We start from the raw sequence: 25,112 nt of genomic DNA, 5'->3' as shown, positions 1-25,112 counted from the left end.
CTCGACTGTGTGGCGCGCACGGCGCACACTAGAGAGGTGGACGATGCACAGGATGGCGCAGCGGGCCGAGGAGGCAGCGACGGCGGAGACGGTCGAGCTCCGCGCCGTATCAGCGAGGATGCTCATGGCGACGCCGCGTGCTGGCTACCGCGAGTCTGCACCGAGTGTGGAGCCTTGGTCGAAAGTGCGTTGCCGGCGGACTGTTGGCGTTGCGGTGCCGAGGTCGGCCGCGAGAACCATGACTAGAGCGGGTACCGGATGCGCGGGGAATCCGTGTCTCTTTCCTACCGCCTTAGCGGGGGTGCGGAGTTCGTAGTGCGGACAGAGGGGAGCGAGATTGGGGCGCGACCCGCGGCGCAGTAATTACCAGTCTTCGCAACCCTCGAGTGTGGTCGCGCGGGGGGAATAACCGAGCTCCCGGCGTGCGGCGCTGAGATCGAGGGTGCGCTCGCGGCCGAGTTGGCTCACGGCATAGCGAGTGAGCCGTGGTCCGCGTCTGGAGCCAGGACCTCGCCCGGTCGCCGAGTACAGGCGCTCGATTGTGGCGGCGGCAGCCCACGCGACGGAGTACGGGATGCTTGCGAGCGCGACATCCGCCCGGCCCTGCTTAGCGAGCAGTTCGGTGAGTATCTCTGAGAGCAACACGTCGCCGTCATCGCCAATGTTGTAAATGCCAGGCGAGCCGGTGAGCGACAGTTCGGCTGCGTCAACGAGATTGTCGATGTGGGTGAGCGTGTGGAGCATCGCGGCGCCCGCGGGCAGTATGAGTCGTCGCCCGCGAAAGCCGGCGAGGATGCGAGGAAGAAGGGTGGTGTCGCCTGGCCCATAAACCGCGTGAGGGCGCAGGATGACGGCAGCGGACCCGACCTCGAGCTCTGCTGCAGCCTTCGACTCGGAATAAGTGCTGAGCCAAGTGGTCGGGGGCGCCGCATCTTCGGTGGCGTGCACCGTTGGGGTGAAGGCGTCGTACACGCTCGACGAAGAAATATGGATGATGCGTGCATCCGGAAAGCTCTCCACGACGGTGCGGGTGCCGCTGACGTTGACGCGAAATGCCTGTTCGCGGCTGGCCCAATCGTCCGCGAGGGCGGCGCAGTGGATGACGGCGTCAGCCTGCCAGTTAGGGTTTGCGGTCGCCTCGGGTGCACGCACCCCGGAGGTCAGATCCCAGCGTTCGTAGCGACCGCTCCACCCGTTGGTGCTTCGCCCAAAGCCGAGGACGTCGTGCCCACGGGCGGTGAGAGCGGTGGCGATAGCGCCGCCGACGAATCCGCTCGCTCCGGTGACGGCAACTTTCATGACGGTGTCGTTGCGCGGCGAGAAGTCTCGGGAGATTTCAGAGCGTCCACCACAATTTTCGTCAACGCGGCACGGTTGAGCTTGCTGTTTCGGCCGCTCGTGGGGAGGGCCTCAAGCACGTGGATGTGGTCGGGCAGCACCGCGGCATCGATGAGCCCGGGCAGCGCACGCCGCAGCGCTTCTTCGTCGAAACCGGGGCCGGGCACGATTGCGAGCACAATCGCATCATCGCCAACCTCGTCGGGAACGCCAACCATCGCCGCTTGTTCAACCCCCGGGATACTAGCGATAACGGGCTCGTAGAGGCCAGGGTAGACATTGGTCGTTCCCCGAATAAACATGTCTTTGCTGCGGCCGCTCAGAATGAGCCTGTTGCCTTCAACGCGCGCAAGATCGCCGGTGCGCAGTTCCGTGAGCGGTGGTTGTCCGAGGTAGGCAAGCGCGATGCCGGGGCCAGACACGATGAGTTCCCCCGCATCAATGCGCACGGTTACCGAGCCCATCAGTTCGCCCACGAAATCGCCGGGTTCAGTCCACGCCAGCTTCTCGTCAGCATCCGCGATAGCCACGGGCAAGACTTCGGTCATGCCGTAAATCGCCGAAATAGAGGTGCCCGGAAGTTGAGCGCGAGCACGGTTGAGCAGAGGCCGAAGCACCGGAGCACCGCCCACCAGGAGTGCTCGCAAATTTGGTGTTTGCGCGGGGCGAGTCTCCAACATCCGGAGAATTGAATCGAGCGCTGCTGGCACGGCGAAGAGCACATCGGCTCGCGGCAACAGGCGCAGGTAGGCACGCGGCTTTGCTCCGGGATCTGCGCCAGCGGGCGGCAACTCCCAGTGCGCCCCCGAGATGAGCGCCGGGATGCCGACCATGAGCTGGTCGGTGAGCAGGCGTTCGCCGGCGATGAATCCGACCCGGCGCGCAAATCCGTCAAGGCCAGCGCCAAGGGAGCGACGTGAATGCACGACTGCTTTGGGGTTGCCGGTGGTGCCACTCGTGAAAATGACGAGTGCTTCGGCGGCAGCGTCCCCGGCAAGCTGCGAGTGCGAGTGCGAGTGCGAGTCCGCAGGCGTCGATGCGTTTGCTGCCTCTGTTCTCGTCCGAAGCAGCCGTCGCGTAGAGATAGCGCCGCGGGGAACGCCGGGCAACCACGGTCCAGCGAAAATGTGCCGGGCATCGGGTACGACCGACGCGTAGTCGGGGAGTTGAAGGCCCCGCGACCGCGCAATACGTGACAGCGGTCCAGCGGATGCCGCATAGAGCAACGCTTCGGCGGCAACCCACTTGGGGGCGGCGAGGCCTGCGCGTGCTCGGAACATTGTTTCGCCAGCGCCAGGATCGGCGAACACGATTGTGCCGCCGGCGGCAATGACTCCGAGCGCTAAACAGATTCCATCGAGACCAGGCCGTACCGAGAACAGCACGCGATCGCCGGGAACGAAGCCCTCGTCGGTCAGGGAACGTGCGACGCCGAGAATGCGATCACGGAGGTCACGGTAGGAGAGAGTGCGGCGGCCGAGGGTCATGGCGGGTGCGTCTGGCGTGCGGTCGCAGGCGCTGAGCAGTGCCGCCAAAATGTCCGGAGAGGCGGGGGAATCTGGCGTCATTTCAGTCATGATGCGCTCACGGTGAGAGAGGAATATGACGGGATGAGCACGCGGTGCGACGGTGTTCGTGATTGAACGATGAGGCTTCCGTTCTCGCCGACTCCGTCAAGCACCGCCTCGAGGACGACCCGAATCTGCGCCATGGCAAGAGGAGCTCCAAGGCAGAAGTGACTGCCGGCACCAAACCACAGCTGTTTGAGTGCAGCAGAGGGGTTCGCCCCGGGATCAAAGGCCCCGAGGGCACGATTGGCGGCAAATGTGGCCAGAATGATGCGGTCTCCCATTCGCACTTTTACACTGCCAATGGTGGAGTCCGCGGCGGCGCTGCGGACCATGACGGGAGACGGCGTCGTCACCCGAAGGCCCTCGGCGATTGCCGGCTCCATGAGGCTGCGGTCGGCAGCGATTCGAGCCAGCCACCCAGAATCCGCAAGCAGTGCCACCAGGCGGGGAATGTACGAGACCAAAGTTTCGGTGCCCGTGAGCACAAACGCAGCAACGGCACCCATTGCTTCATCTTCTGAGAGCCCTAGAGCGCGCATCCGCCCGGGCACCATCGACTCGTCTCCGCTGGCATAGGCAGCACGCGCATTCGCTGTCAACTCGCCGACAACACCGCGCGCGAAGGCAATCTGTGGCTCTGTGAGACTCGGGCGAGAGAGCCGAACGAAACCGGTTATCGACGAAACCCGGTCGAATATGTCGGTCTCGACATCCGATACTGGCGTCGACGACTCGGTACGAGGGGGGAGCCCGACAAGTTGGGAAATCATTGTGCTGGCACACGATCGCGCGATGGTCACCATGTCTACTGCGTCACCAGACCGGAGGCGTGCGGTGAGTTCTGCGGCGGACGTATCAAGGGACGCTGCGACGAGCGAATCGACGTAGGAGGGGGCGAAGATCGGCGCAAGTTTGCGACGAAGCGTGAGATGAGCTTCTCCCTCCATATTGAGCAGCAGGGACGGTCCGAGGATGGGTGTCCACAGATCGCTGGAGCTTCCCGGGCCCGTCTTCGTAAACGTCGCCGTATTCATGAGCACCGACCGCAGTAGCGTCGCGTCAGTAACGAGAACTCCGATACCGGGCAGGCGACGCACTGGGGCTCGCACCGAGCGAAGCAGGCGATATGTTACGGGATGGGCCGCGCGCATGACGCGCTCTTCCCACTTCGCGGCGAGCGGGTGTGACGCGGTAGCGGCAGTGTGGGTCGTCATCGGATGTCCACGTGGTCGGGGCGGTAAGCATGATCTTTGTACCAGAGCAACGTGTTTTTGAGACCCCACGCCTGCACTCGGCGAGACGAGCCGAACACGACAACGTCACGCCGCCGGGCATACGAGGCCGTGATGCGACGAACCGCGTTGACGAGCGCGCGGTCTTCGTGCAGGTCTTCAATTGCGGTACGCGGAAACCCGCCAGCAGCTTCGTAGGTCTTGGCAGAAATTCCGACATTACAGCCAGCGGCCATCATGTACGGCCCCAAATAGTCGTCGTTGTGGTTACTGGGGCGAACACGGCCAAAGGCTTCAGCTAATTCAACGGCGCCGCGCAGCAGCACCCGTTTTGCCAGTGACAACCCCTCGTCGTGTCGAGGCACAAGTTCGCCGCCGACCAGCTCGAGGCCGAGACCACCCTCGCTCTGTGGCGTCAAAGCGCGGCGAAGGGAAGCGGTCCAATCTTTCCGGGGGAGGCAGTCGGCATCGGTGCGACCGAGGATCGTTGCGCCGCCCGCGATCGCGGTGCGCATTCCGGTATCTGCTGCCGCGCCCGTTCCCTTAACGGGCTCGTCGACAACGCGCCAGCGGTCGAGGTTGTGCGTTGCGGCGAAGACGCGGATGACGTCGGCTGAGTCATCCGTCGACGTATTGTCCACGAACACCACATCGAAGTCGGTATCGCTCTGAGCCTGAAGCGCCACGAGCGTTGGCCCAATCGTTTTGGCTTCGTTGAAGACCGGTACGACCACGGCAAGGGCAGAGCGAGGGGCGGTCACAGTCGCACCAACATTAGTCCGAGGCTGATGCCTCCAGCTAGGCCGATCATGAGCACAAGACTCCCAGGTTTCACTTGGCCGGTCGCGCGCGCGACCTCTAGTTGTAGGGGCAGGGTTACCGAGGCGAGATTGCCGTGATCGGCGACGGTGATCACCGTTTTATCTTCGACAACGCCGAGCCGTTCAAATACGGCGGGAAGGTAGGGCAACGCCACCTGGTGAATGGCGACTAGGTCAATGTCATCCCACGTGAGTCCGTTGCGATCGAGGATGTCGTGCACCGGTTGCGGACCCAGATCGAGAAACGCTTGTTGAAGGGCAGCGCCATCGATATCGAAATAGCTGAGCTCGGCATTTCGCGGGTTCATCGAGCCCCCGATCGAGAGCGTTCCCACCGACCAATTCTTCGACGCGGCGACGAACAACGAATCGAGGATGCCTGCAGGGGCGTCATCGGCCGGATCGAGTTCGACAGCCTCCAGGATCACCGCAGCGCCACCATCGCTCATCGTGTAACCCGGAAACGAGCGGATGAATTGTTGATGACTGTCGAGATCCCAGCGCACCCCAAGCGAGGGCGTCTCACCGCTCGCAATGAGAACGCGCCGGTACTGGCCGGTTGCGATCAGTGCCGCACCCACCTGCATGCCATTCAGCACGCTGTTGCAAGCGTTCTTGACATCCATTACTGGGCAATCAATCTCAAGTTTCGCAGCCACGATGTGGCTAGTGGCCGGCTCGATGAGATCCTGGCTCGCGCTCGAAAAAATGATGAGATCAATGGGGCCGGGTGAATGTTCGAGCGCCGTGCGGGCAGCAGCGACCGCCAAGTCAGAAGTCTGCCAGCCATCAGGCCGCAGATGAACGCTCTCAACGCCGGTGAGGCGGTGGATGAGCCCGGTCGCGAGCTTCACCGTGGGATTCTGGCTTCGCAGTTGTTTTTCAGTCTCCGCGGTAGTGCGGATCCGCTCAGGGAGATAGGTGCCGGTGGAAGCGATCCGGGCAGTAACGTGATTCACTCTCAAATCCTAGTGGCCACAAGCTCCGCGCGACAGCGACCATCCACCCCAATTGAGAGGGCAACGGCAAGGTGGAAAGTAATCCCCGTTACGTCAGGTCTGCGGCATCCAGAATCGTGTAGCTGTAGCCCTGTTCGGCAAGGAACCGTTGACGGTTTTGCGCGAAGTCTTGGTCAACAGTGTCGCGGGCAACGAGCGTGTAGAAGTTGGCGGGAAGGCCGCTCTCTTTGGGGCGCAACAGGCGGCCCAGGCGCTGAGCTTCTTCTTGGCGTGAGCCAAACGATCCGCTGACCTGGATGGCGACAGTTGCCTCAGGCAGGTCGACCGAGAAGTTGGCGACCTTGGAGACCACCAATATCTTGGTGATCCCCTCGCGGAACTCTTGATAGAGCCGCTCGCGCTCAGCGACCGGCGTCGCACCGGTCAGCTTCGGAGCATTCAGTTTCTCGGCAAGGTCATCGATTTGGTCGAGGTATTGCCCGATAACAAGGATGCGTTCGCCCTCGTGCTTCTTGACGAGCGCGCGCACAATCTCTATTTTTGCCGGTGCGGTAGCGGCAAGCCGGTACCGTTCGTCGTCGGCAGACGCCGCATATTCGAGTCGCTGGTTTTCGGGGAGATCGACACGAACCTCGTAGCAACTGGCGGGAGAAATGAACCCTTGGGCCTCAATCTCTTTCCACGGTGCATCGAAACGTTTGGGGCCGATGAGGGAAAAGACATCGCCCTCGCGTCCATCTTCACGAACGAGGGTTGCCGTGAGCCCGAGACGACGGCGTGCTTGCAGGTCGGCGGTGAGCTTGAAGACGGGAGCTGGCAGCAAGTGCACCTCGTCATAAATGACAAGGCCCCAGTCGAGAGCATCCAGCAGCGACAAGTGAGCGTATTCGCCTTTTCGCTTGGCCGTAAGAATTTGGTAGGTCGCGATCGTGACCGGCAAGATCTCTTTTGTCTGCCCCGAATACTCTCCGACTTCTTCTTCGGTCAGGGTGGTGCGCTTCAAAATCTCGGCACGCCACTGACGGGCAGAGACCGTATTCGTCACCAAAATCAGGGTTGTGGTCTTGCTTTGAGCCATCGCGCCCAAACCGACGAGGGTCTTGCCTGCACCACAGGGCAGCACGACAACGCCAGAACCGTGGTGGAAGAAATTGTCGATGGCGTGCTGCTGGTACTCGCGAAGGCCCCAGCCCGAAGCATCCAACTCCATCTCATGCGGCGTGCCCGGGGTGTAACCAGCATTATCTTCGGCCGGCCAACCGAGCTTCAACAACTCTTGCTTGAGTTGTCCACGAGCCCACGCCTGCACCACAAACGTGTGCTCGCCGCGACGCTCAAAAAGCAGACTTGCCACCTTCTTGCCGCGCGTGATCTCTCGCAACACTGCCGGATCTGTGGCAGTGAGAGTCAGCGCGCCATCAGCATCACGATTGATAACCAGTCGACCGTAGCGGCCAACAGTTTCTGCGATATCAACGCTGACGCTCTGCGGAATCGGAAACTTCGAATACTTCTCGAGCGTTTCAAGCATCGCAGCAGCGTCGTGTCCGGCCGCGCGAGCATTCCACAGCCCCAACCGAGTGATGCGGTACGTGTGGATGTGCTCGGGGGCGCGTTCCAGCTCAGCGAACACGGCCAAGTCATGGCGCGCGTCTTCGGCAAGGGGGTGCGCGACCTCTAACAGAACCGTGCGGTCAGACTGCACGATCAGAGGTCCGTCGGGAGCTGCGTTCATCCGACCTAGCCTACGCCCGGATGCTTAGCGTTCAGTCGTTGCCTCGACCCCGATGATGCTCTTTAGCGGCAGAGTGCGTTCGATGTCGGCCGCACGGTCAAGGCCGCGCATCCGGCCAGCAGCCACTGTCGACGGTTCAAGGGTGTAAATGACCTCGCGACCATCAGGCATTTTCACCGTCACTTTCAGCAACAGTTTGTTGCGAATAGCGACCTCGATTTGTCGTGAAAGCCACGCCTGATCTTCATCGCCGGTGGCCCCGCCCTGACCGGCGCGAAGCTTCGCCAGCAATTGCTCAGGCTGAGCATCCTCTGGCTCATACGGGTGGGCCTCGCTCACCTGGTCGCGACGCAGGGACAAGATTTTGCCGTCTCGATCTTCGGCCGCAACAGGGTACCGGGCATCGCTGAGCGCCCAAAATAGTTGCTCAACACCAAACCGAGAAACCAAACGATCGGCCTCATGACGCAGCCCAAACGGACCAAAGTTGGGGTCGACGGCGATCGACTGCAACAGAAGAGAGTCGGGTGACGTGATGTAGCTGCCAACCGCGCCGTGCAAACCAACTCGCACCAACCCGTGCCGCGATGCTGCCTCAGCCAACAAATATTGAACCGGCTGCGGAACCCCGGTCAGCGAAATCTCGGTCAAAAACTCGCGCATACCCTCGAGGGTTTCCCCGAGCGTCATCGCATGATGAAGACTCGACGGCGAGATGCGATAGGTGGATGCCAGAGCTCGCGTTTCAACATCGGCAATAACCCGCAGGCGAGCATCCAATTGAGGTGCCAAGGGTCCGGGCGAAATGATTGTCAGATCGGGCTGCACATAAACGTGGTGCACTTCCCGGGGAAACTGCGAAGCCATCGCCGCGGCCGCTTCCGCCGGAGTGCTAGTGAGAAGTGCAATCCCTGCACTGCTCGGCAGCCGTTCAGCGGTCACTCCAAGCAATTGCGCATCGCGACTATAGCGACGCAACTTTTCGAGCATCCAGTCAACGCCCGCCGGAAACAGCCAACGAACATAGTCTTCAACCCCGTCACCCCAAAAGCTGTGAGTGCGGTCAGACAAGATGGTGCGGATGTCGTCAGGGACGCCGTCATGCCAGGCCACAGCAAGGTGCAACCAGCGTTCGTCTGCGGAGCGCGCCATCCACTCTGTGGCGTCAGCCGTGGGCATCCATTGGGCATCCGTCGTGGCCACGAGACCTGCACGCTCAGCAATATCGACGAGACCGGCGATTTTCTCGAGCGGAACCGTCATCGACACGGCCAGCCGCTTAGAGTCAGGCAGTGAAACTCCGCCCCGCGCAAGATCGCGAACCGGGGAGATGCGCAGTTGGTTGAGAAGCTCAGTAACCTCATTGGTTGTCGAAAACGCATTCTCGGCGGCAATGCGGTCGAGAGATTCACGCTCTGAAGGCTCAACCGAGGTGAGCGTCGATGGTGGAGGCGTGTCGAGCAGCTCACCGGTGCTGGGAAGGCCATCGAACGGCCACCCCGCCAAATGGTCCGTCACGCCGTCAGGAGCGCTGTAGCGGTCATCGCGGAAGATCAGCAGTGCGTAGCCAACAAGCACGTCAAGGCGCGACTTTACCGCAACAACATCCGTTCCAAAGCGCCCAAGCGCGGCAACAATTTCGTCTGCTGTAAGCGAATTTGTATCCGCAACGACCGCCAGAGTCGCGAGCGTAGGGCGGTCAAGGGTACGAAAAACGCGCTCAAGTGATGTCGTCTGCTGCAGGGCATCCGCAAGGTCAAAAAAGTCGCTGACAGAGTTGCTGCGCACCACACGAGCACGCAACAACTGAAGGAGTTGACTATCGTCTAGTGCGCGCAGTTGAGCTGCGAGCAGAAGAGCAGCGTCACTAATTGTGGCCATTCCTGTATTCACGTTGGCGGCGGCGCCCGTTCAGCACCAGAAGAGTGATGATGAAAGCTACACCCAACGGGAGAGCAAAGTAGGGCATAGTGATGACTGCGGGCCACGCACCTGTGTCGAAATCGCTGAGACCGGCTGCCGTGGCAACAACTACGGTGACAAAGCTGATCACGGCAAGTGCGATCGAAATGGCGACGAGGTAGGCGAGCACACGCTCGATACGAAGGTCGCGTTCGGTTGAATGATTTGTCACGTAGACAAGGATACCCGCCCACAAACGTTCTAAGCTTGAGTCACGATTACAAAGGAGCATGCCCATGCCTACCGGCAAGGTTAAATTTTACGATGACGAGAAGGGTTTTGGCTTCATCATGAGTGATGAAGGCCAAGAGGTCTTCTTGCATGCCTCTGCGCTGCCTGCTGGCACGACAGGGATAAAGGCGGGTACCCGCCTAGAGTTCGGTATTGCTGACGGCAAAAAGGGCGCTCAAGCTCTTTCGGTTCGAGTCATGGATGCTCCGGCAAGCATGAGCAAACTCAACCGCAAGCCAGCCGATGACATGGCCGTGATCATTGAAGATCTGGTGAAGCTCATGGATGGCATTGGTTCCGGTCTCAAGCGAGGTCGCTACCCCGACAAGGCGCACGGCGCCAAAATTGCCTCAATGCTGCGAAAGGTAGCGGACGAACTAGATGCCTAATAGCCAGTACGACAAGCTCGCTCGGGGAGCACTCCTCGAGATCACTGACGACGCTTCGATTGGTGCGCTCGTTGGTGAGCAGGTCGAAAGCGATGGCACCGTCTCGGTGATCTTCGCTTCGGCCATGCGTGGCTACCCTGGCTGGAATTGGACTGTCAGCATCGCGCACATTGAGGGCGCTGAACCGACGGTTCTTGAAGCGGAACTTATGCCGGCCGAGGGCGCACTGCTTTCGCCGGACTGGGTGCCGTGGTCTGAACGCCTTGCTGACTACAAAGCTGCCCAGGCAGTTGCTGAAGCCGCGGATGCTGAGAAGTCGAACCCAGAAGACGCGGTCAGCGATGACGACTCAGACGATGACCTCGACGATGACGACCTCTTCGACTCTCCTGTGCTGCACGGGGGAGATCTCGACGGTGTAGACATCGATGACGACAGCGACGACGACGATTACGATTCTGGGGCGTTCCGCGCCGCAGACCACGAAGGCGTAAGCGTCGACGACCTCGACGACTCTGACGATGACGACGATGCTGACGACGACGACGAAGAGTCTGACGACGACGACGACGATGATGATGACGACAGCGATGACGACGACAGCGACGACGACGACGAGGACGAATAGCGCGTAGCTCGCGACGAACCGCAGACGTTCAGCGTCGAGCTGCTCGGCGAGTCGGTTATGTCAAGGGATTGCCTGTCTGGGAAATCAATCGCCTGGATGATCGGCCGACCTGGCGTTCAACCGTTTCCGCGATTAGCGCGAGCTTTTCTTGCGCCGCACGTGCGTATAAAGCAGCCCGATTAGTCCGAGCGCGAGACCGGCGATCGCTGCCCACAGCCACCACAGGTTGCCGGCAGCGTCAAGCGGCTCGATAAAGATCAGCAATACGGCAAGGGCGACGACCCACACGACAATGCCCACGAGCATCGCTTTGCGGTCATCGGTCTCGACTGGCTCAGGATCGGGCCGTCGCTCCGAGTCTTTCAGCCAGATACGCATGGCCTCAGGTTAGTTGCTGTTGGCGATCACATAGTCGATCGATGAGACCAACTTGCGTACGTCATCCGGCTCGATGGCAACGAAAGTAGCTACGCGCAGCTGGTTGCGACCGAGCTTGCGGTAGGGGTCGGTGTCGACGATTCCGTTCGCGCGGAGGGTTTTGGAGATTGCCGCGGCGTCGATCGCATCGTCAAAGTCGATTGTCGCGATGACCTGCGAGCGGTGCTCCGGATTGGTGACGAATGGGGTGGCGATGTCGCTGGCAGCAGCCCAGTCATAGAGCACCGACGACGATTCGCGGGTGCGGGCATCCGCCCAGGCGAGTCCACCGTTGCCGTTGATCCAGTCGATCTGGTTCTCGAGCAGCAGCAGCGTGCTGAGCGCCGGGGTGTTGAGGGTCTGATTGAGACGCGAATTGTCGATCGCATTCTTGAGCGACAAGAACTCGGGGATGTAACGCCCGCTCGCCGCGATGCGCTCGACGCGTTCGATCGCAGCGGGGGAGAAGAGGGCGATCCAGAGGCCGCCATCCGAAGCAAAGTTTTTTTGTGGTGCGAAGTAGTAGACGTCGGCCTGGTTGGCATCGAACTGGATGCCGCCGGCTGCACTTGTGGCATCAACGACGGTGAGTACGTTTTTGTCGTCGAAGCGGCGCACGGGCGCCATCACTCCTGTGGAGGTCTCGTTTTGAGGGTAAGCAAATACGTCAGCGCCATTAATGTCGTCGAGTTCAGCGAGCGACCCGCCCGGGGCGTTGACAACGTGAGGCGATTCGAGGTGGGGTGCTGCGGCGGCTTTTGCGAACTTGGAGCCGAACTCTCCGAAGGCGAGGTGGGCGCTGCGGCGTTCTATGAGGGCGAAGGCTGCGGCATCCCAGAAGGCAGTCGAGCCTCCATTGCCGAGTACTACTTCGTAGCCCTCGGGAACCTGGAAGAGGTCTCCGAGGCCAGCACGTACGCGGCCTACAAGGTCACGCACGGGAGCCTGACGGTGGGAGGTGCCGAGGATTGTGCGTGCGGCTGAGACGAGGTGCTCGATCTGTTCCGGTCGAACTTTGGAAGGGCCAGCTCCGAATCGTCCATCGGAGGGAAGGAGGTCAGTGGGAATCGTCAGGCTTGCCATACGTACGATTCTATTGGCCCATTCGGGCTAGTCTTATTTCATGACCGATCTCGTTGACACCACCGAGATGTACCTGCGCACGATTCTCGACCTTGAGGAAGAGAACATCGTCCCGTTGCGGGCTCGCATCTCTGAACGGCTCGGCCACTCTGGGCCAACCGTTTCGCAAACTATCGGCCGCATGGAACGTGACGGCCTTGTCGTTGTTGAAGGCGACCGTCACCTCGAATTTACTGAAGAGGGCCGCCGCCGCGCTACGCATGTAATGCGCAAGCACCGCCTCGCTGAGCGACTGCTCGCCGACGTCATCGGCCTCGACTGGGCGCTTGTTCACGATGAAGCCTGTCGCTGGGAGCACGTGATGAGCGAGCAGGTTGAGCGCAAGCTCATCGAAATGCTTGATCACCCCACTGAGTCGCCCTACGGCAACCCGATTCCTGGTTTAGAAGAGTTGGGTGGCACCGCTGCTCCCTCTTTCAGCGCGGGGATGGTCAATATTGTCGAGTTGGTGGCTCAGACGACCGCGCCAGTTGACGGCCGCATTCGTCGACTGGGTGAACCTGTGCAGTTCGAACCTGAACTTTTGCAGCAGCTGTTCAACGCCGGTGTGATGCCCGGCAAGATGGCAACTTTTTCTGCCGCTGATTCTTATGTCGCCGTCACCGTTGAGGGATTCGGCGAAGGCCTTGAGTTGCCCAACGAGGTAGCGGTTCACATTTTTGTCGAAAAGCCCGTCGTCTAGTTCGCTGAAACTGCTGTTCATCGGGGCGTTACCGTCTTGTCATTCTCTGCGGCGCGCCCGCGTGCGAAATGCGTGAAAAATTGGGTTAGCCTATAGCCCTTGGAGTTCACGAATGAACCGGAGAATCGCATGTTAGGTAGGCGCAGCATCCAAACCGTGGATGCGCGTGCCCACTTCTACATACGACACAGCAGTCTTGTGCGCGGCAGTTTTCGCGCACTGAATCACTAGGCATCGTCTTACGACGGTGCCTTTTTGTTTTCTGCCTCCCATTTATTGAGCCTCAAGGAAGTCGATTGCCTGCAAGCCGTGCAGGCTCTTTCGAGAGGATGAGAATGCGCACTTTGGTATTGAACGCCGGCTACGAGCCGCTCGCGGTCGTGTCTTTCAAGCGAGCGATTGTGCTCGTACTGAATCAGAAGGCAACGATTATTGCTGCCGATTCAGAGCATCCTGTGTGGGGCTCAAGTGGATCGTGGGATCGCCCGTCGGTGATTATTCTGCGAAATTACGTTCGCATTCCTTCTACACGCAGATTGCCGGTCTCACGCCGGGGAGTCTTGCGGCGTGATGGTCACCGTTGTGGCTATTGCGGCGGTGCAGCGAACACGATCGACCATGTCTTGCCGCGGTCGCGCGGGGGAGAGGCGTCGTGGGAAAACTTGGTGGCGTGCTGCCTGCGCTGCAACAACGTGAAGAGCAATCGCACTCCGGCAGAGATGCAGTGGCGTTTGCGGATCAAGCCGCGCCCGCCGCACACCAGCGCGTGGTTGGTAAGGGGAATTGAAAGGGCACTCCCAGATTGGGAAGAATATTTGGCGCCAGCGGCATAGCTGTTATGCTGTTGTGATTATTCCCGTTGCTCGAGGTTTGCCCTAGCGAGTCCTCGATTGCGCTCCACTGTTAGGTTCCCGTTTGTCTCGCTCGCCTTCTGATAGCTCGGATGCCGCTGGCGTCCCCGCGGGCGAAGCCACCAGTGATGCACCAGTCTTTCTCTCTCGCCGCGAAGCTCGTGCAGCTCGCGAAGCTGCAGAGGCTAAGCACGTCGTCGCTAAGGCTGTTGCGGCACCACAGCAGCAGGTTGCGGCAGTTGTACCTGCTGCAGTAGTGGCACCAGCGGTGGCAAAGTCGACAGTCACGCCATCCGCAGCAGTGGCGGTGCCCGAGATTCCGATTGCTCCGGCCGCGGTCTTGCGTTCAGATGTTGCTCTTGCGCACCCCATAGCGAAGGCTGTGAATGTTTCTGTCGCCGCGCCCCGCGTCTTTGCGGCACCGAAGCGGGTGCGTCGCAATCCGATGCGCGCTATGGCGTCTATGGCCGTTATCGGCGGACTTTTTGCTGTTGCTGGCTTACCGGCTTATGGGCAGAGTGGTTTTCTTTCTGAAGAGGTTTCTGCTGTGGCCTCAACATCGGTCGCCGATGTAGTGCCGGCTAGCGCGCAGTCGATCACCGTTAGCGCAGATCTCGCACTTCCTGAAGTCGAGCGCGAGCATTTTGAGGCGACATCGCCCGAAGACTTGGCTCTGATTCGCCAGCAGACGGCAATTGCCTCAGCAAACGCGACTTATGCGGCATCGGGTGCTCGTGTGCTTGGCGACGACTACCCGTGGGCGACCGCAGGCTATAACCTGTCGCCCCTCAACTATTACTACCGCCAATGCACCGACTTCGTCGCGTGGCGCTTGAACCGCGATGCTGGATCGTTCTCAGCTCCTTTCCGTTGGGCTTGGTCTGACCTCACCCCTAACGGTGGAAACGCTTCGCAGTGGAAATCTGCGTGGGATGCCCACGGGTGGACCGTTAGTGCAACACCCGTTGTGGGTTCTGTTGCCTGGTTCGGCTGGGACAACCACGTTGCCTATGTCAAAGCAATTAACGCCGATGGCACTGTTTTGCTTGAAGAGTACAACTACGTGAACCGTGTTTACAGCCAGCGCGTGCTTGCTGCTACGGCCGTCGAGGCGTTCCTCTACCCACCCGGGCAGTAGCTCAAGCCCGACCTGAAATCGCTCTGCACGTCACGGTCCCGCCGTTCGTCGGCGCAGCCGTCGCCATGCGCCGTAACGTCGAACCGAATGTCTCCGGCCTCTAGGTCGCGACTCGACTACACTCGTATCGCCAGCCTCTGTAGCTCAACGGAAGAGCAACTCCGTCCTAAGGAGCAGGTTGGGGGTTCGAATCCCTCCAGGGGCACAATTGTCCAGTGTCGCGTTTCCCGAGGAAACGCCGGGGTTCTGGCTATCAGACTGATCCTCAAGCGCATCGGCTGCGATCGACAACCGTTTCGTGTCGTTGAACGCCGCGGCTGTAGACGCACCTTCCATTTGTGAAAACGGACGAACCCCGGTGGGCGTGGCTTATCCTCCGCCGGAAGCACGGGGGCCGTCGTGAGGATCTCGACCTCCGACTCGCGCAGGCGGATCCTTTTTCGAGCTCGTCGCAACTCGGCGCTTTCTGCTGTTGTGACCGTGGACCGGTACCCCCTGATTCACTTGATCTTGACGGATCCAGTTATGTCCACACGAATGCCTTATCCCGATCTCAGTTGCGGTTGTGGTGACAGATTTGCCACTGCCTAACTGTCTACCTGCCCGCCTGCTTCACAGCGCCACCGCGCGGGCTCGGAGCTCAGAATAGAACGCTCTTGGAGCGCCTCGCAGTCTTCCAGCGCGACTCGAAACTCCACATCGTCAAGGTGACTAGCTCGTAGGGCAGGACAAAAGAGTCAACTAGGCTGCCCTCGATCGACGCCAAACACGCGAAACACGCTGAGCTCGAATCAGCGGTAAAAGCGGCCGCTTCCCAAGTGGAAAGCTAGGGACACGATTCCCAGAGCAATTCAGAGAGGGGCGGGTGGCGTACCTGGACGGTTTCTCGCTGCCTACTGTGTGACGATGTTGTTTTAGGGCATACTTCGAGAATGGCGTTGCGAAACTTCAATAAAGCAGGGTTGGATGCGCTGCTGTCTATGGCCGCCTTGCAAGGGGTGCGATTCCGTCGCGGGAAGCTTTTCATCCCGGTTGTCGTGATGGTGCCAGTACTCGCACTTTCCGGCGCCTTGGGCGGCTATGCGACTTGGGACTCGACGCGTGTCAATATCCCTGACCTCGTCGGAGCCTCGTGGCCCGGGAGTATTGCGGCGCTTGAGAGTCTTGGGCTCGGCGTAGACGAAGGCAAAGCGCCAGACGAGACGATCAGCCAGAGCTGTTATGTGGTTTCCGCGCAGAAAGTTCCCGCCGGAACGCGTGTTGTTCCGGACGACACCGTCATCGCTTTGACGGTCGAGCCCGACAAGCGACTGGTTCCTGATGTGGTCGGTATGTCGGTCGCAGAAGCACGGGAGTTGCTTGAGAGTAGTTGCTTCCATGACGAAACACTTTCGACGTGGTGTGTGCCGAAGGATTTCTCCGGCGGCGAAGCGGCATTGATTTCGGACCAACTCACGAAGGAAACAGGATTTACCTACGACGTCACTGCCGGTGTCCTTACAGATGCAAAGAGGACACCCGGCGATGATTGGGTCGTCTGCAATCAAAACCAAAGGGCATTGGCGATGTATGGGTCGTCATCGATAGTTGGCCTGGCGATCACAGTGCCGCTAACCACAGTGCCCACCCCGATCGGAAGCGAGCTTGGTCAGGCGCTGAGTGCATTCGAACAGACAGCTGACGGCTGTAGACTGGGCCACCGCGTGACCGCGACGTTCACGCCGGATCCTGCGCTGATCTCAGGAAAGGCATTGCCCTCGGCTCTGGAGACCAGAGCTTGGCAAGTGCGAAGCCTGGTACCGGCTGTCGGACACCCAACGCTCTGCGGCTCGACTGTGAGTTTAGATGTGGAATGGCCCAGTACCCCGATGCCGAATCTCATCGGCCTGCATCACGTCCCAGGAGCATCTTCGACCGGGACCGCGACCGCGACGCCGGCGACGGCTGGCCTCGAAGGGGCACGTCTGAAATCAGATTGCAGCGGAAGCGGAACCGTCACGCGCCAAGTTCCCGGCGCAGGCGCTCCTGTACCGCTCGGAACCGCAATTACGTGCGTCGCAGAACTCCTAGTGCCCAACATCGTCGGTCTGGACCAGGCGACAGCGAACGCAGTGCTTACCGAAGCGGGCATTGCTGGGTCAGGGTCGGGATATGGCGTGGTTGTCTCACAGTCGATACCCGCAGGCACCATTGCGACGTCGACGCAGAGCGTGTCGCACTATTCTGAACAGCCACGCGTGTACGCGCCTAGCGCCTACTACAAGAATTGCACCGCCGCGCGGGCGGCCGGCGCGGCCCCTGTGTACCGAGGGGACCCCGGCTACGGCACCCATTTGGATCGTGACAGGGATGGGATTGGCTGCGAGTAGTCAAATCGAGCGATTCCATCGTGTCCCGGAGTCTTGTTCGGTAGAAGCAACCTGGCCACGGAGCGAACTCTCCCGCGTCTAATAGCGCGAATGTGGCGTGGAGGCCGAGCGCCGCAGGAGTCGGCGTGTCGATGCCGTTGAAGATCGGGATATTGACACTGGGCGCGACGCGTCGTCGGCTAGCCCGCGCGGCAAATTCGTCCAGCGGTGTGTGCCTGAGCGGGGTTCTGCCTTCGAGCCCCCTCTCGTGGTCCGTTTTTTCGTGCTCAGAAATTGATACCAAACCAATTTGCCCTGGGTACCGAATCATCTACATGTCACTCACCAGAACATTTCGGGCACCGAAAGCCACCCTCGCAGGTGCGCTCATCTTGCCAGCACTTCTCATTGCGCTTTCGGGATGCGCAGGTTCTCAACCGTCTGCAACGACGCCGTCTGAGACGAGCGGGACCGAACAATCTGTCGAAGCCGGCGAAAACGTTGTTACGACGATCGGCCTGAAGTTCATGCCGAAGGACCTCACCGTCAAGGTCGGCACGACGGTTACGTGGCAAAACGGCGAGACCATCGGCCACACCGTGACCTCCGGAGCCTGGGGTGACGTCAACGAGTCAACGGGTCTCCGCGGTACGCAAACACCCGACGGCCTCTTTGACCACGACCTAGCTCCCAAGGGCCAAGAGGGCGACACGTTCTCTTACACCTTCGACGAACCCGGCGAGTACTCGTACTACTGCCAACCGCACTTGACCATGAACGCAACCGTCACGGTCGAACCGTAAGAACCAGCACGACACAACTCACAACACGACGCACCACCAACAAAACATCAACAAGGAGAAGAAACAATGCGTAAACTCACAGCAATCACCGGTCTCGGACTCGCAGCGGCACTCACACTTACGGGCTGCTCAGCAGCTACAGAGGCTCCGGCCGCCACTGACGAGAGCAGCTCTTCGATGGTCGTGGACACCGTAAACAGCGACGGCTCCGCATTGCGTGCATCGCTAACCGCCCTGCTCGCTGACCACGTCTACCTCGCCGGTGCAGCAATTGACCAGGCGCTCGCCGATGGTGGCGACCTTACGACGGCAGATGTTGCCGGAGCAGTCGAGACACTCGACAGCAACTCGGTCGAGATCGCAGCCCTCGTGGGCTCGGCCTACCCCGACGCTGAGCAGCCTTTCCTCGACTCATGGCGTTCACACATCCCGTTCTTCGTGAACTACGCGGTCGCTAAGGCAACCGGTGACGAGGCTGGCATCGAACAGGCAATGTCAGACTTGGGTGGCTACGCAGTGTCGTTCGGCCAGCTGATCAACTCTGTTGTTCCTGAACTGCCAGCTGAGGCAGTGCAGGCTGAGCTCGAGATGCACGCCACTTCGCTCGTCGCGGCAATTGACGCCAACATCGCCGGTGACCCTGCCTACTTCGCACTGCTGAAGGAAGCTGCTGGACACATGCCGATGACGGCAACAGCTCTCGCTGGCGGAATTGCAGCCAACAAGGGTATTCAGTAAAACCACAGCACGAATGAACCGGCGGGGAGCGAACGAATCGCTCCCCGCCGGTTTCAGCGTTTCCGGGAAGTTGTTGAGGGAAAGGGCAAGTACATGAAGATTTTCAGTATTGCGGCGCGGATTTGGATTGCACTCGCGTTGCTGGTTAACGCCTACGTGCACTTCGTTCTAGCGACTCCGTTCGATGCCATTGTCGGCTCGCTCGTTAGCCAGGGTGCACTATTCCGCATCCAGGGCGTGGTGAATATCCTCGCGGCCGTCCTGATCCTGGCGGTGTACCGCTGGTGGACCGGGTTAGTGGTTGCGGTGATCGCGGCGGGCGGCCTCGCACTCTTGGTGGCATCGGTTTATGTTCCTTTGGACTTGAGCGCAATCGGGTTTCCCGTCATCTACGAACCTGTCTGGTACTCCGACAAGGTAATCGCCGTCGTTGCTCAGGGCTTCGCACTAATCGGCGGCCTCGCGGTGGCGCTCCTTACTCGTAGCGCAAAGACTCCACAGGGTCGGCCTTAGCGGCGCGGGCCGCGGGCAGGGTGCCAGCTAAGAACGCGATGCCCATGACGACCAGGATGATTACGCTGATCGAGAGCGGGTCGAACGCGATCAGGGTCAATCCGGGGAGGTCCGCGAGCACCGCTCCGGAGAGCACCGAACTGATGGCGGTTCCCGCGAGCATTCCGATTCCGGCGCCGATTGCGCTTCCGAGGAACCCGATGAACACGGCTTCGAGGCTGAAGAGTCCGAAGATCTTTCCGCTGCCCATTCCCATCGCCTTCATGAGACCGATTTCACGGGTGCGTTCCTGCACCGACATGAACAGGGTGTTCACGATTCCGAAGCTGGCGGCGAGCAGAGCGATGATGGCGAAGGCGTTCAGCACGAGAACGATGGCATCAATGACCGTCTTCACCGTGCCAGCTGGTCGGCAACCGTCGTACCGGTGTAACCGGCATCCGCAAGATCGTCTTTCAACGCGGTCACGTCAGCATCGGTGGCGGCGGGATCGAAGCGGATGCTCGCCTCGGCGTAGCGCTCCAGCTGGTCATCCGGCAGGCCGATGTTTTGGGTGTCGTAGAGGCTGTCGGTGAGGGCAGCGTTCACGACGAGACCGCCAGCGCCCGGAGCGGCGACACTTTCTTCAGCGACACCCACGATGGTGGCAGCCACGAGGTGCTGGGTGCGCTCGGCATCGGTGATGGCGATCGTGAGGGTTTCGCCAACGGCCGCATCAGCATCCGCGAAGCCCAAAGGCTCGACGAAGGAGATAGGGAGGTCGAGCTCGAACGCGTCGGAGGCAGCATCCGGTTCTGCACCGGCAGCAAGCTGTACGCTCTGGCCGGTAACGAGTCCACCGACGGAGGTGACGTACTGGGTGCCGCCGCCGTACTGGATCCAGTCGGGCGTGATCGACTTGGTCGCCTCCACGCTCAGCACACCGTCGACTTCGGCGATCGCGTCGAGATCGTCGGGGGTCAGCGCAACAACGGTTCCGCCCTCGTTGGGGCCGAATCCGCCGCTGGAGACCGCATCAGGGTCGTATTCGGTGGGCCCTGAGGCGGGGCCGAAGCCGCTGTCGGCATCCGGCGTCACGGAGACGGTCATGACATCTTCGGCGCCGATCGAGGTGACGGTGTCGTCGATGTACTGGTTGATTCCGGTACCTAAACCGTTGGTGATGGTGAGCGTAAATGCTCCCACGAAGATCGCCAGAATGGTCAGGATCGTTCGAGTTTTGGAGCGGAAAGTATTTGCTACCGCGGTAGTGAAGAGGTCGAGGGTTTTCATGCGGCCACCTCCGTGGTGTCGTTAACGAGCAGGCCATCGCGAATATAGAGGCGGCGGTCGCAGCGAGCAGCCAACTCTTCATCGTGGGTGACAACGATGAGGGTGATGCCGTGTTCGCGGTTCAAGTTGAAGAGGATGTCTTCGACAACAGCGCCCGTGACGGTGTCGAGGTTTCCCGTGGGCTCATCAGCGAAGATGATGCGCGGGTTGTTGACGAGAGCGCGAGCAATCACCGAGCGCTGCTTCTGGCCACCGGACAGGTTCACTGCCTTGTTACCGGCTTTGTCAGCCATTTCCAATTGTCAAGGGCAGCGAGGGCGCGCTGCTTGCGTTCGCTGCGCTTCACGCCAGAAATCTTCATCGGCAACATCACGTTCTCCAGTACCGAGGAGCTAGCGGTGAGGAAGAACTGCTGGAACACGAACCCGAACGTCTTATTGCGCGCCTGGTTGAGGCTCTTGCCGTGGAGGGTGCTCGTCTCGACGCCTTCAAGCTCAATGCTTCCGGATGTCGGAGCATCGAGCAGTGCGAGGACGTGCATGAGGGTCGACTTGCCAGAACCACTCTTGCCGATGATGGCAATGCTTTCGCCTTCGTTGATGTCGAAGGAGACGCCCTTGAGGGCATCGAAACGGTTGGGGCCGCGGCCGTAGGACTTGTGGACATCCTTGACTCGGATGATGGGCGTTTTCATAACCACAAGCATCCTCGTCCGAGCGAACCGGCGAATCAGCCTGCGGTAGACACCTGACTACCGCAATCGCAGTACGCGTGACTGCTGCTGTCGGGGGATGCCGTAGCCGGGCAGAACCGCAACAATAGGGGAATGACCACAGCAATCGAACGACGCGCTGAAGTTCAGCAGGTGCGGCCGCGTATTCCGGCGTGGGTCATCAACAGCATTCTCGGCGCACTCATTATCCTGGCGGCGTTCATCCCGTTCTCCGAGACGGGCTTTCGTTCCACAAACCTGTTCACGCTTGTCGTCACCCTGCTGCCTGCCGCAATCTTGCCGCTGCGGCATCGGTGGCCCCTCCCCGTTCTTGCAGGTTTCATCGTCTTTTACGGAGTCGGGGCGCTCGCCGGCACTCTTGCTCCCGGTCTCGTGCTCGCCATCGCAGTAGCAATGTTCAGCCTCGCGAACCAGACCACCCGGCGAACGACCGTTATCGCCGGTCTCGCTGCAATGCTTGCCATGGGTATTCTCAGTCTCTTGGCTGCGCTGGGCGATGTCTTCGATCCGCGGGTCGTGCAGTTCCTTTTCACGATTGCTTTCGCGGCGGCAGCCGGCGACGGCGCCCGCTCTCGTCGCGAATTCATTGCCGCGATCACGGATCGCGCGGTGCGAGCCGAGGAATCGAAAGAGGCTGAAGCCAAGCGTCGCGTCACCGAAGAACGACTGCGCATCGCCCGCGATCTCCACGATGTCGTCGCCCATCAAATTGCGGTGATCAGCTTGAGCGCCGGAGTCGCGTCGGCATCCCTTGAATCGCGGCCGGAGAAAGCGAAACAATCGCTTGGCACTATTCGCAGTGCCGCTCGTGTCGTGCTCGGCGAGATCGGCGACCTGATGGACATGCTTCGTTCCGATTCGGATGACCCTGCCGACGCCTCACTCCCACAGCCGGGCCTTGACGGGCTCGCAGAACTCGTCGAAACCTTCGAAGCCAGCGGACTCGACGTGCACTTGCGAATCGAAGGCGAGCCATCCGTCGTCTCGGGCGCTACCGCACTCGTCGCGTACCGTGTCATTCAAGAAGCCCTCACTAACGCTCACAAGTATGGAGTGGAAGGTCGTGCACACGTGCTGGTTGAAGTGGATGATGCCACCGTGCGTATAGTGGTCACGAATCCGAGCCGAGTGACCGATCTCAACGAGAACGACGCAGCCTCAGCGGCGGTGGGCGGTGGGGTTCCCACCGACGCCACTACCGGCACTGGTCTCGGACTAGTCGGTCTTCGCGAACGGGTCACTTCGGTGCGCGGAACCGTAGAAACCGGATTCGTTGGGAGCAGCTATCGTGTTGCCGCAGCATTGCCCATAGCCCAAGGAGAAGCCCGATGACCACCGTTCTCGTGGTTGACGACCAAGCTCTCATTCGCCAGGCGGTCTCCGATATTCTTGCTGCCGCCGATGACGTCGAGGTGATTGGCGACGCAGTGAATGGTCGGTATGCGGTCGAACAGTCTCTCGCGCTGAAGCCCGACGTGGTGATCATGGACATTCGGATGCCCGAGCTCGACGGCATCGCGGCCACAGCGGCAATTTGCGCCTACCCGGCTCTGGCCTCGACGAAAGTGCTTATTCTCACGACGTTCGAAGAGGATGAGAACCTCGTTGCCGCGCTTCGCGCGGGAGCAAGCGGCTTCATCGGCAAGGGCTCGGAGCCCGAGGAAATCGTTCGCGCCGTGCGGGCAATCCACGACGGGGAGTCTTTGCTTTCTCCGGCGGCGACTCGCAGCCTCATCCAGAAGTACGTTTTGCCGCCGTTAGTCACCGCAGGAGCAGCCGTGCCTGTTCCACCAAAATTGATGCAGTTGACTGAGCGCGAGCGTGAAGTATTGCTTCTCGTTGCGCGTGGTCATTCGAACCAAGAGATCGCCGACGACCTCTTTATCTCACCGCACACGGCGAAAACGCACGTGAATCGAATCATGACAAAGCTCGCTGTCCACGATCGCGCGCAGCTCGTGATTCTCGCCTATGAAAGCGGCCTTCTGGCCCCCGGGGTGCGCTGACCCTTATACGGCGCACTGCTCAGCGGGGCGCACTGCTCTGCCAGCCGCACAGCTCAGCGGGTCGACCCCGCCCAGTGACTAGCTTCGGTTCTTGAGCTCAGCTTGCCGTTTCTGCTCAGCGGCACGCTCTAGCCGTTCGATGCGCAGGAGGTCGAGTAGCAGCAGCGCGATGGGAATGACGGAGACGATGCCCCACCACTCTTGAGTCCCACCGGTCGTGACGTACACGATGTTGAACACCACGGCCCAGGCCAATCCACCAATGAGCCAGACGAGACGCCACCACGGCGTTGTTAGCTGCCGGACGCGCACCGCGAAAATCGAAGGCTTAACGGGCGGCGTCGCCTTCGTTGGTGTTGTGGCGGGGGCAGTGTCATCCATAGGCCAACTCTACGTTCTCTCCGCGCGCGCTGTGAAAAGCATGACGGTTCCGTGAATTCGGCCTGATTAGCCTCGGCAGTTTTTTAGGGTGGATGAGGCGCGACCGCGATACGACTGAGGAGAAAAGAGCGACCATGAATCACGATCAGTACACCTTTGTAGATCCCACTACTCGCTTTGACAAGGTTGCTCCGCCGAAGCAACATCAGCCGGAACCCGGCCTTGATTCGGAGCTGATGCCTCTCGCCGACCTCGGCGAAGACAGCTACCGCGGTAGCGGTCGTCTCTCAGGGCGCAAGGCGCTCATCACAGGCGCAGATTCCGGAATCGGTGGGGCCGTTGCTATTGCATTTGCCCGAGAAGGCGCTGACGTCGCACTCTCCTATCTGCCGAGTGAACAAAGCGATGCTGAGCGCATTGCCGCGCTCGTCCGCGACGCTGGCCAACAAGCTCACCTATTGCCCGGCGACATCTCCACGGCGGAGGCGAGCCGTACCTTGGTCGCTGAGGCGGCCGAGAAGCTCGGGGGTCTGGATACGCTCGTGAACAACGCTGGTAAGCAGGTCTTTTGCGAGAAGCTCGAAGATCTCACTGACGAGGCCTTCGACCAGACCATGAAGACAAACGTGTATGCGATGTTCTGGATAACCAAGGCTGCGCTCGAACATCTCCCTGCCGGATCGAGCATCATTAACACGACCTCGGTCCAGGCCTATAAACCGTCGCCAGTCTTGGTGGATTACGCGACGACGAAAGCCGCGATTAACACCTTCACCAAAGCGACCGCCGCTCAATTGGCCGAACGTGGCATCCGAGTGAACGCTGTCGCTCCTGGGCCGGTGTGGACGCCGCTGCAGGTAACAGATGGTCAACCGCAAGAAAAGATCAGCAGCTTTGGCCACGACACGCCTCTTGGTCGTGCGGGGCAACCTGCTGAAATGGCGCCGGCCTATGTCTTCTTGGCTTCAGCGGAATCCAGCTATGTGGTGGGAGAGACACTCAACGCTAATGGCGGCATTCCCACGCCCTAGGCAAGCCTGACAGCTTGTTCCCCGAATACCTCTGGGTCCGCGAAACGTTTCTGTAACACCCACGGGTGACGTTTAACGCCCCCGAAACATTACTGAGGGCCCACCGAAACGCTAAGACGGAATGCTTTGTCGTGCGGGTCGGTGGGAGTGGAATAACCCGACACTCACTGAAATCCGCCAAAAGAGTTAC

At 60.4% G+C, this 25,112-nt stretch carries 25 protein-coding genes, 1 tRNA gene and 1 pseudogene; 13 read left to right on the top strand and 14 right to left on the bottom strand.

Annotated features, from left to right (window positions below; translation table 11 throughout):
* Positions 1 to 363 precede the first annotated feature (363 nt).
* The 8 genes from ON14_RS04835 to ON14_RS04800 form a co-directional block, all read right to left on the bottom strand.
* A complete protein-coding gene (locus ON14_RS04835) occupies positions 364 to 1,299 on the bottom strand; it encodes an NAD-dependent epimerase/dehydratase family protein (protein WP_010203543.1) in 936 nt (311 codons plus the stop codon).
* Entirely contained in the window at positions 1,296 to 2,915 is a 1,620-nt protein-coding gene (locus tag ON14_RS04830) for a class I adenylate-forming enzyme family protein (RefSeq protein ID WP_010203540.1), read from the bottom strand. The genes ON14_RS04835 and ON14_RS04830 overlap by 4 nt, the downstream gene beginning before the upstream one ends.
* On the bottom strand, positions 2,912 to 4,123 hold the full coding sequence (locus ON14_RS04825) for a cytochrome P450 (RefSeq protein ID WP_010203539.1): 1,212 nt from the start codon (positions 4,121 to 4,123) through the stop codon (positions 2,912 to 2,914). Before ON14_RS04825 ends, ON14_RS04830 begins: the two co-directional genes overlap by 4 nt.
* The gene (locus tag ON14_RS04820; RefSeq protein WP_010203538.1) at positions 4,120 to 4,902 is read right to left on the bottom strand and encodes a glycosyltransferase family A protein; all 783 of its coding nucleotides are present in this window, start codon (positions 4,900 to 4,902) and stop codon (positions 4,120 to 4,122) included. Before ON14_RS04820 ends, ON14_RS04825 begins: the two co-directional genes overlap by 4 nt.
* Positions 4,899 to 5,921, bottom strand: a complete 1,023-nt coding sequence (locus tag ON14_RS04815) for a 3-oxoacyl-ACP synthase III family protein (protein ID WP_010203537.1) — start codon at positions 5,919 to 5,921, stop codon at positions 4,899 to 4,901. Before ON14_RS04815 ends, ON14_RS04820 begins: the two co-directional genes overlap by 4 nt.
* A gap of 88 nt (positions 5,922 to 6,009) precedes the next feature.
* Positions 6,010 to 7,656: a DNA repair helicase XPB gene (locus tag ON14_RS04810; RefSeq protein ID WP_010203535.1), complete on the bottom strand. Its 1,647-nt coding sequence runs from the start codon at positions 7,654 to 7,656 to the stop codon at positions 6,010 to 6,012.
* Positions 7,657 to 7,680: 24 nt separating this feature from the next.
* Complete coding sequence (locus tag ON14_RS04805; protein WP_010203534.1) at positions 7,681 to 9,537, bottom strand: helicase-associated domain-containing protein; 1,857 nt, start codon at positions 9,535 to 9,537, stop codon at positions 7,681 to 7,683.
* Entirely contained in the window at positions 9,524 to 9,790 is a 267-nt protein-coding gene (locus tag ON14_RS04800; RefSeq protein ID WP_237719683.1) for a hypothetical protein, read from the bottom strand. Before ON14_RS04800 ends, ON14_RS04805 begins: the two co-directional genes overlap by 14 nt.
* 64 nt (positions 9,791 to 9,854) lie before the next feature.
* On the opposite strand from ON14_RS04800, the gene ON14_RS04795 reads away from it, so the two are divergent.
* Together ON14_RS04795 and ON14_RS04790 are read left to right on the top strand one after the other, a co-directional pair.
* Complete coding sequence (locus tag ON14_RS04795) at positions 9,855 to 10,238, top strand: cold-shock protein (RefSeq protein WP_010203532.1); 384 nt, start codon at positions 9,855 to 9,857, stop codon at positions 10,236 to 10,238.
* The gene (locus ON14_RS04790) at positions 10,231 to 10,866 is read left to right on the top strand and encodes a DUF3027 domain-containing protein (protein ID WP_010203530.1); all 636 of its coding nucleotides are present in this window, start codon (positions 10,231 to 10,233) and stop codon (positions 10,864 to 10,866) included. Before ON14_RS04795 ends, ON14_RS04790 begins: the two co-directional genes overlap by 8 nt.
* Before the next feature lie 132 nt (positions 10,867 to 10,998).
* Here the strand turns inward: ON14_RS04790 and ON14_RS04785 are convergent, their stop codons facing one another.
* Complete coding sequence (locus tag ON14_RS04785) at positions 10,999 to 11,244, bottom strand: DUF2530 domain-containing protein (protein WP_010203529.1); 246 nt, start codon at positions 11,242 to 11,244, stop codon at positions 10,999 to 11,001.
* Between the two features lie 9 nt (positions 11,245 to 11,253).
* Positions 11,254 to 12,366 carry a phosphoserine transaminase gene (gene serC, locus ON14_RS04780; protein ID WP_010203527.1) on the bottom strand — a complete coding sequence of 371 codons (1,113 nt, stop codon included), beginning with the start codon at positions 12,364 to 12,366 and terminating at the stop codon, positions 11,254 to 11,256.
* A 40-nt stretch (positions 12,367 to 12,406) separates the two neighbouring features.
* On the opposite strand from serC, the gene ON14_RS04775 reads away from it, so the two are divergent.
* The 8 genes from ON14_RS04775 to ON14_RS04740 all read left to right on the top strand — a co-directional run bounded on the left by ON14_RS04775 (position 12,407) and on the right by ON14_RS04740 (position 19,499).
* Entirely contained in the window at positions 12,407 to 13,108 is a 702-nt protein-coding gene (locus ON14_RS04775; RefSeq protein WP_010203526.1) for a metal-dependent transcriptional regulator, read from the top strand.
* A gap of 335 nt (positions 13,109 to 13,443) precedes the next feature.
* Complete coding sequence (locus tag ON14_RS04770) at positions 13,444 to 13,941, top strand: HNH endonuclease (RefSeq protein WP_010203525.1); 498 nt, start codon at positions 13,444 to 13,446, stop codon at positions 13,939 to 13,941.
* An 82-nt stretch (positions 13,942 to 14,023) separates the two neighbouring features.
* Positions 14,024 to 15,097, top strand: a complete 1,074-nt coding sequence (locus ON14_RS04765) for a CHAP domain-containing protein (protein ID WP_010203524.1) — start codon at positions 14,024 to 14,026, stop codon at positions 15,095 to 15,097.
* A gap of 133 nt (positions 15,098 to 15,230) precedes the next feature.
* Positions 15,231 to 15,302: transfer RNA gene (locus ON14_RS04760), tRNA-Arg, on the top strand.
* A 727-nt stretch (positions 15,303 to 16,029) separates the two neighbouring features.
* Complete coding sequence (locus ON14_RS15635; RefSeq protein ID WP_141629948.1) at positions 16,030 to 17,466, top strand: excalibur calcium-binding domain-containing protein; 1,437 nt, start codon at positions 16,030 to 16,032, stop codon at positions 17,464 to 17,466.
* 314 nt (positions 17,467 to 17,780) lie between these two features.
* Positions 17,781 to 18,248, top strand: coding sequence for a cupredoxin domain-containing protein (locus ON14_RS04750; protein WP_010203520.1), 468 nt, complete (start codon positions 17,781 to 17,783; stop codon positions 18,246 to 18,248).
* A gap of 66 nt (positions 18,249 to 18,314) precedes the next feature.
* Positions 18,315 to 18,986, top strand: coding sequence for a hypothetical protein (locus ON14_RS04745; protein ID WP_010203519.1), 672 nt, complete (start codon positions 18,315 to 18,317; stop codon positions 18,984 to 18,986).
* Between the two features lie 93 nt (positions 18,987 to 19,079).
* Positions 19,080 to 19,499, top strand: coding sequence for a hypothetical protein (locus ON14_RS04740; protein WP_010203518.1), 420 nt, complete (start codon positions 19,080 to 19,082; stop codon positions 19,497 to 19,499).
* On the opposite strand, the gene ON14_RS16100 is transcribed toward ON14_RS04740, so the two are convergent.
* The 3 genes and pseudogenes from ON14_RS16100 to ON14_RS04730 form a co-directional block, all read right to left on the bottom strand.
* Entirely contained in the window at positions 19,462 to 19,896 is a 435-nt protein-coding gene (locus ON14_RS16100) for an ABC transporter permease (protein WP_237719682.1), read from the bottom strand. The genes ON14_RS04740 and ON14_RS16100 overlap by 38 nt on opposite strands.
* Complete coding sequence (locus ON14_RS04735) at positions 19,893 to 20,771, bottom strand: ABC transporter permease (RefSeq protein WP_237719681.1); 879 nt, start codon at positions 20,769 to 20,771, stop codon at positions 19,893 to 19,895. The genes ON14_RS16100 and ON14_RS04735 overlap by 4 nt, the downstream gene beginning before the upstream one ends.
* A pseudogene (locus ON14_RS04730) lies at positions 20,768 to 21,465 on the bottom strand (ABC transporter ATP-binding protein). Before ON14_RS04730 ends, ON14_RS04735 begins: the two are co-directional and overlap by 4 nt.
* Before the next feature lie 132 nt (positions 21,466 to 21,597).
* Here ON14_RS04730 and ON14_RS04725 point away from each other — a divergent pair.
* Both ON14_RS04725 and ON14_RS04720 read left to right on the top strand, forming a co-directional pair.
* Positions 21,598 to 22,836 carry a histidine kinase gene (locus ON14_RS04725; protein WP_010203517.1) on the top strand — a complete coding sequence of 413 codons (1,239 nt, stop codon included), beginning with the start codon at positions 21,598 to 21,600 and terminating at the stop codon, positions 22,834 to 22,836.
* Positions 22,833 to 23,510 carry a response regulator transcription factor gene (locus ON14_RS04720; protein WP_010203516.1) on the top strand — a complete coding sequence of 226 codons (678 nt, stop codon included), beginning with the start codon at positions 22,833 to 22,835 and terminating at the stop codon, positions 23,508 to 23,510. Before ON14_RS04725 ends, ON14_RS04720 begins: the two co-directional genes overlap by 4 nt.
* 78 nt (positions 23,511 to 23,588) lie before the next feature.
* Here ON14_RS04720 and ON14_RS04715 read toward each other — a convergent pair whose 3' ends face one another.
* Positions 23,589 to 23,891, bottom strand: a complete 303-nt coding sequence (locus ON14_RS04715) for a hypothetical protein (protein WP_010203515.1) — start codon at positions 23,889 to 23,891, stop codon at positions 23,589 to 23,591.
* A gap of 134 nt (positions 23,892 to 24,025) precedes the next feature.
* Here ON14_RS04715 and ON14_RS04710 point away from each other — a divergent pair, with 134 nt between their 5' ends.
* The gene (locus ON14_RS04710) at positions 24,026 to 24,922 is read left to right on the top strand and encodes an SDR family oxidoreductase (RefSeq protein WP_010203514.1); all 897 of its coding nucleotides are present in this window, start codon (positions 24,026 to 24,028) and stop codon (positions 24,920 to 24,922) included.
* Positions 24,923 to 25,112 lie beyond the last annotated feature (190 nt).

Source organism: Salinibacterium sp. PAMC 21357 (assembly GCF_000247645.1).
GTDB lineage: Bacteria > Actinomycetota > Actinomycetes > Actinomycetales > Microbacteriaceae > Rhodoglobus.
The sequence above is the reverse complement of the archived record's forward strand: the minus strand, read 5'-3'. Positions and strand labels throughout refer to the sequence as shown.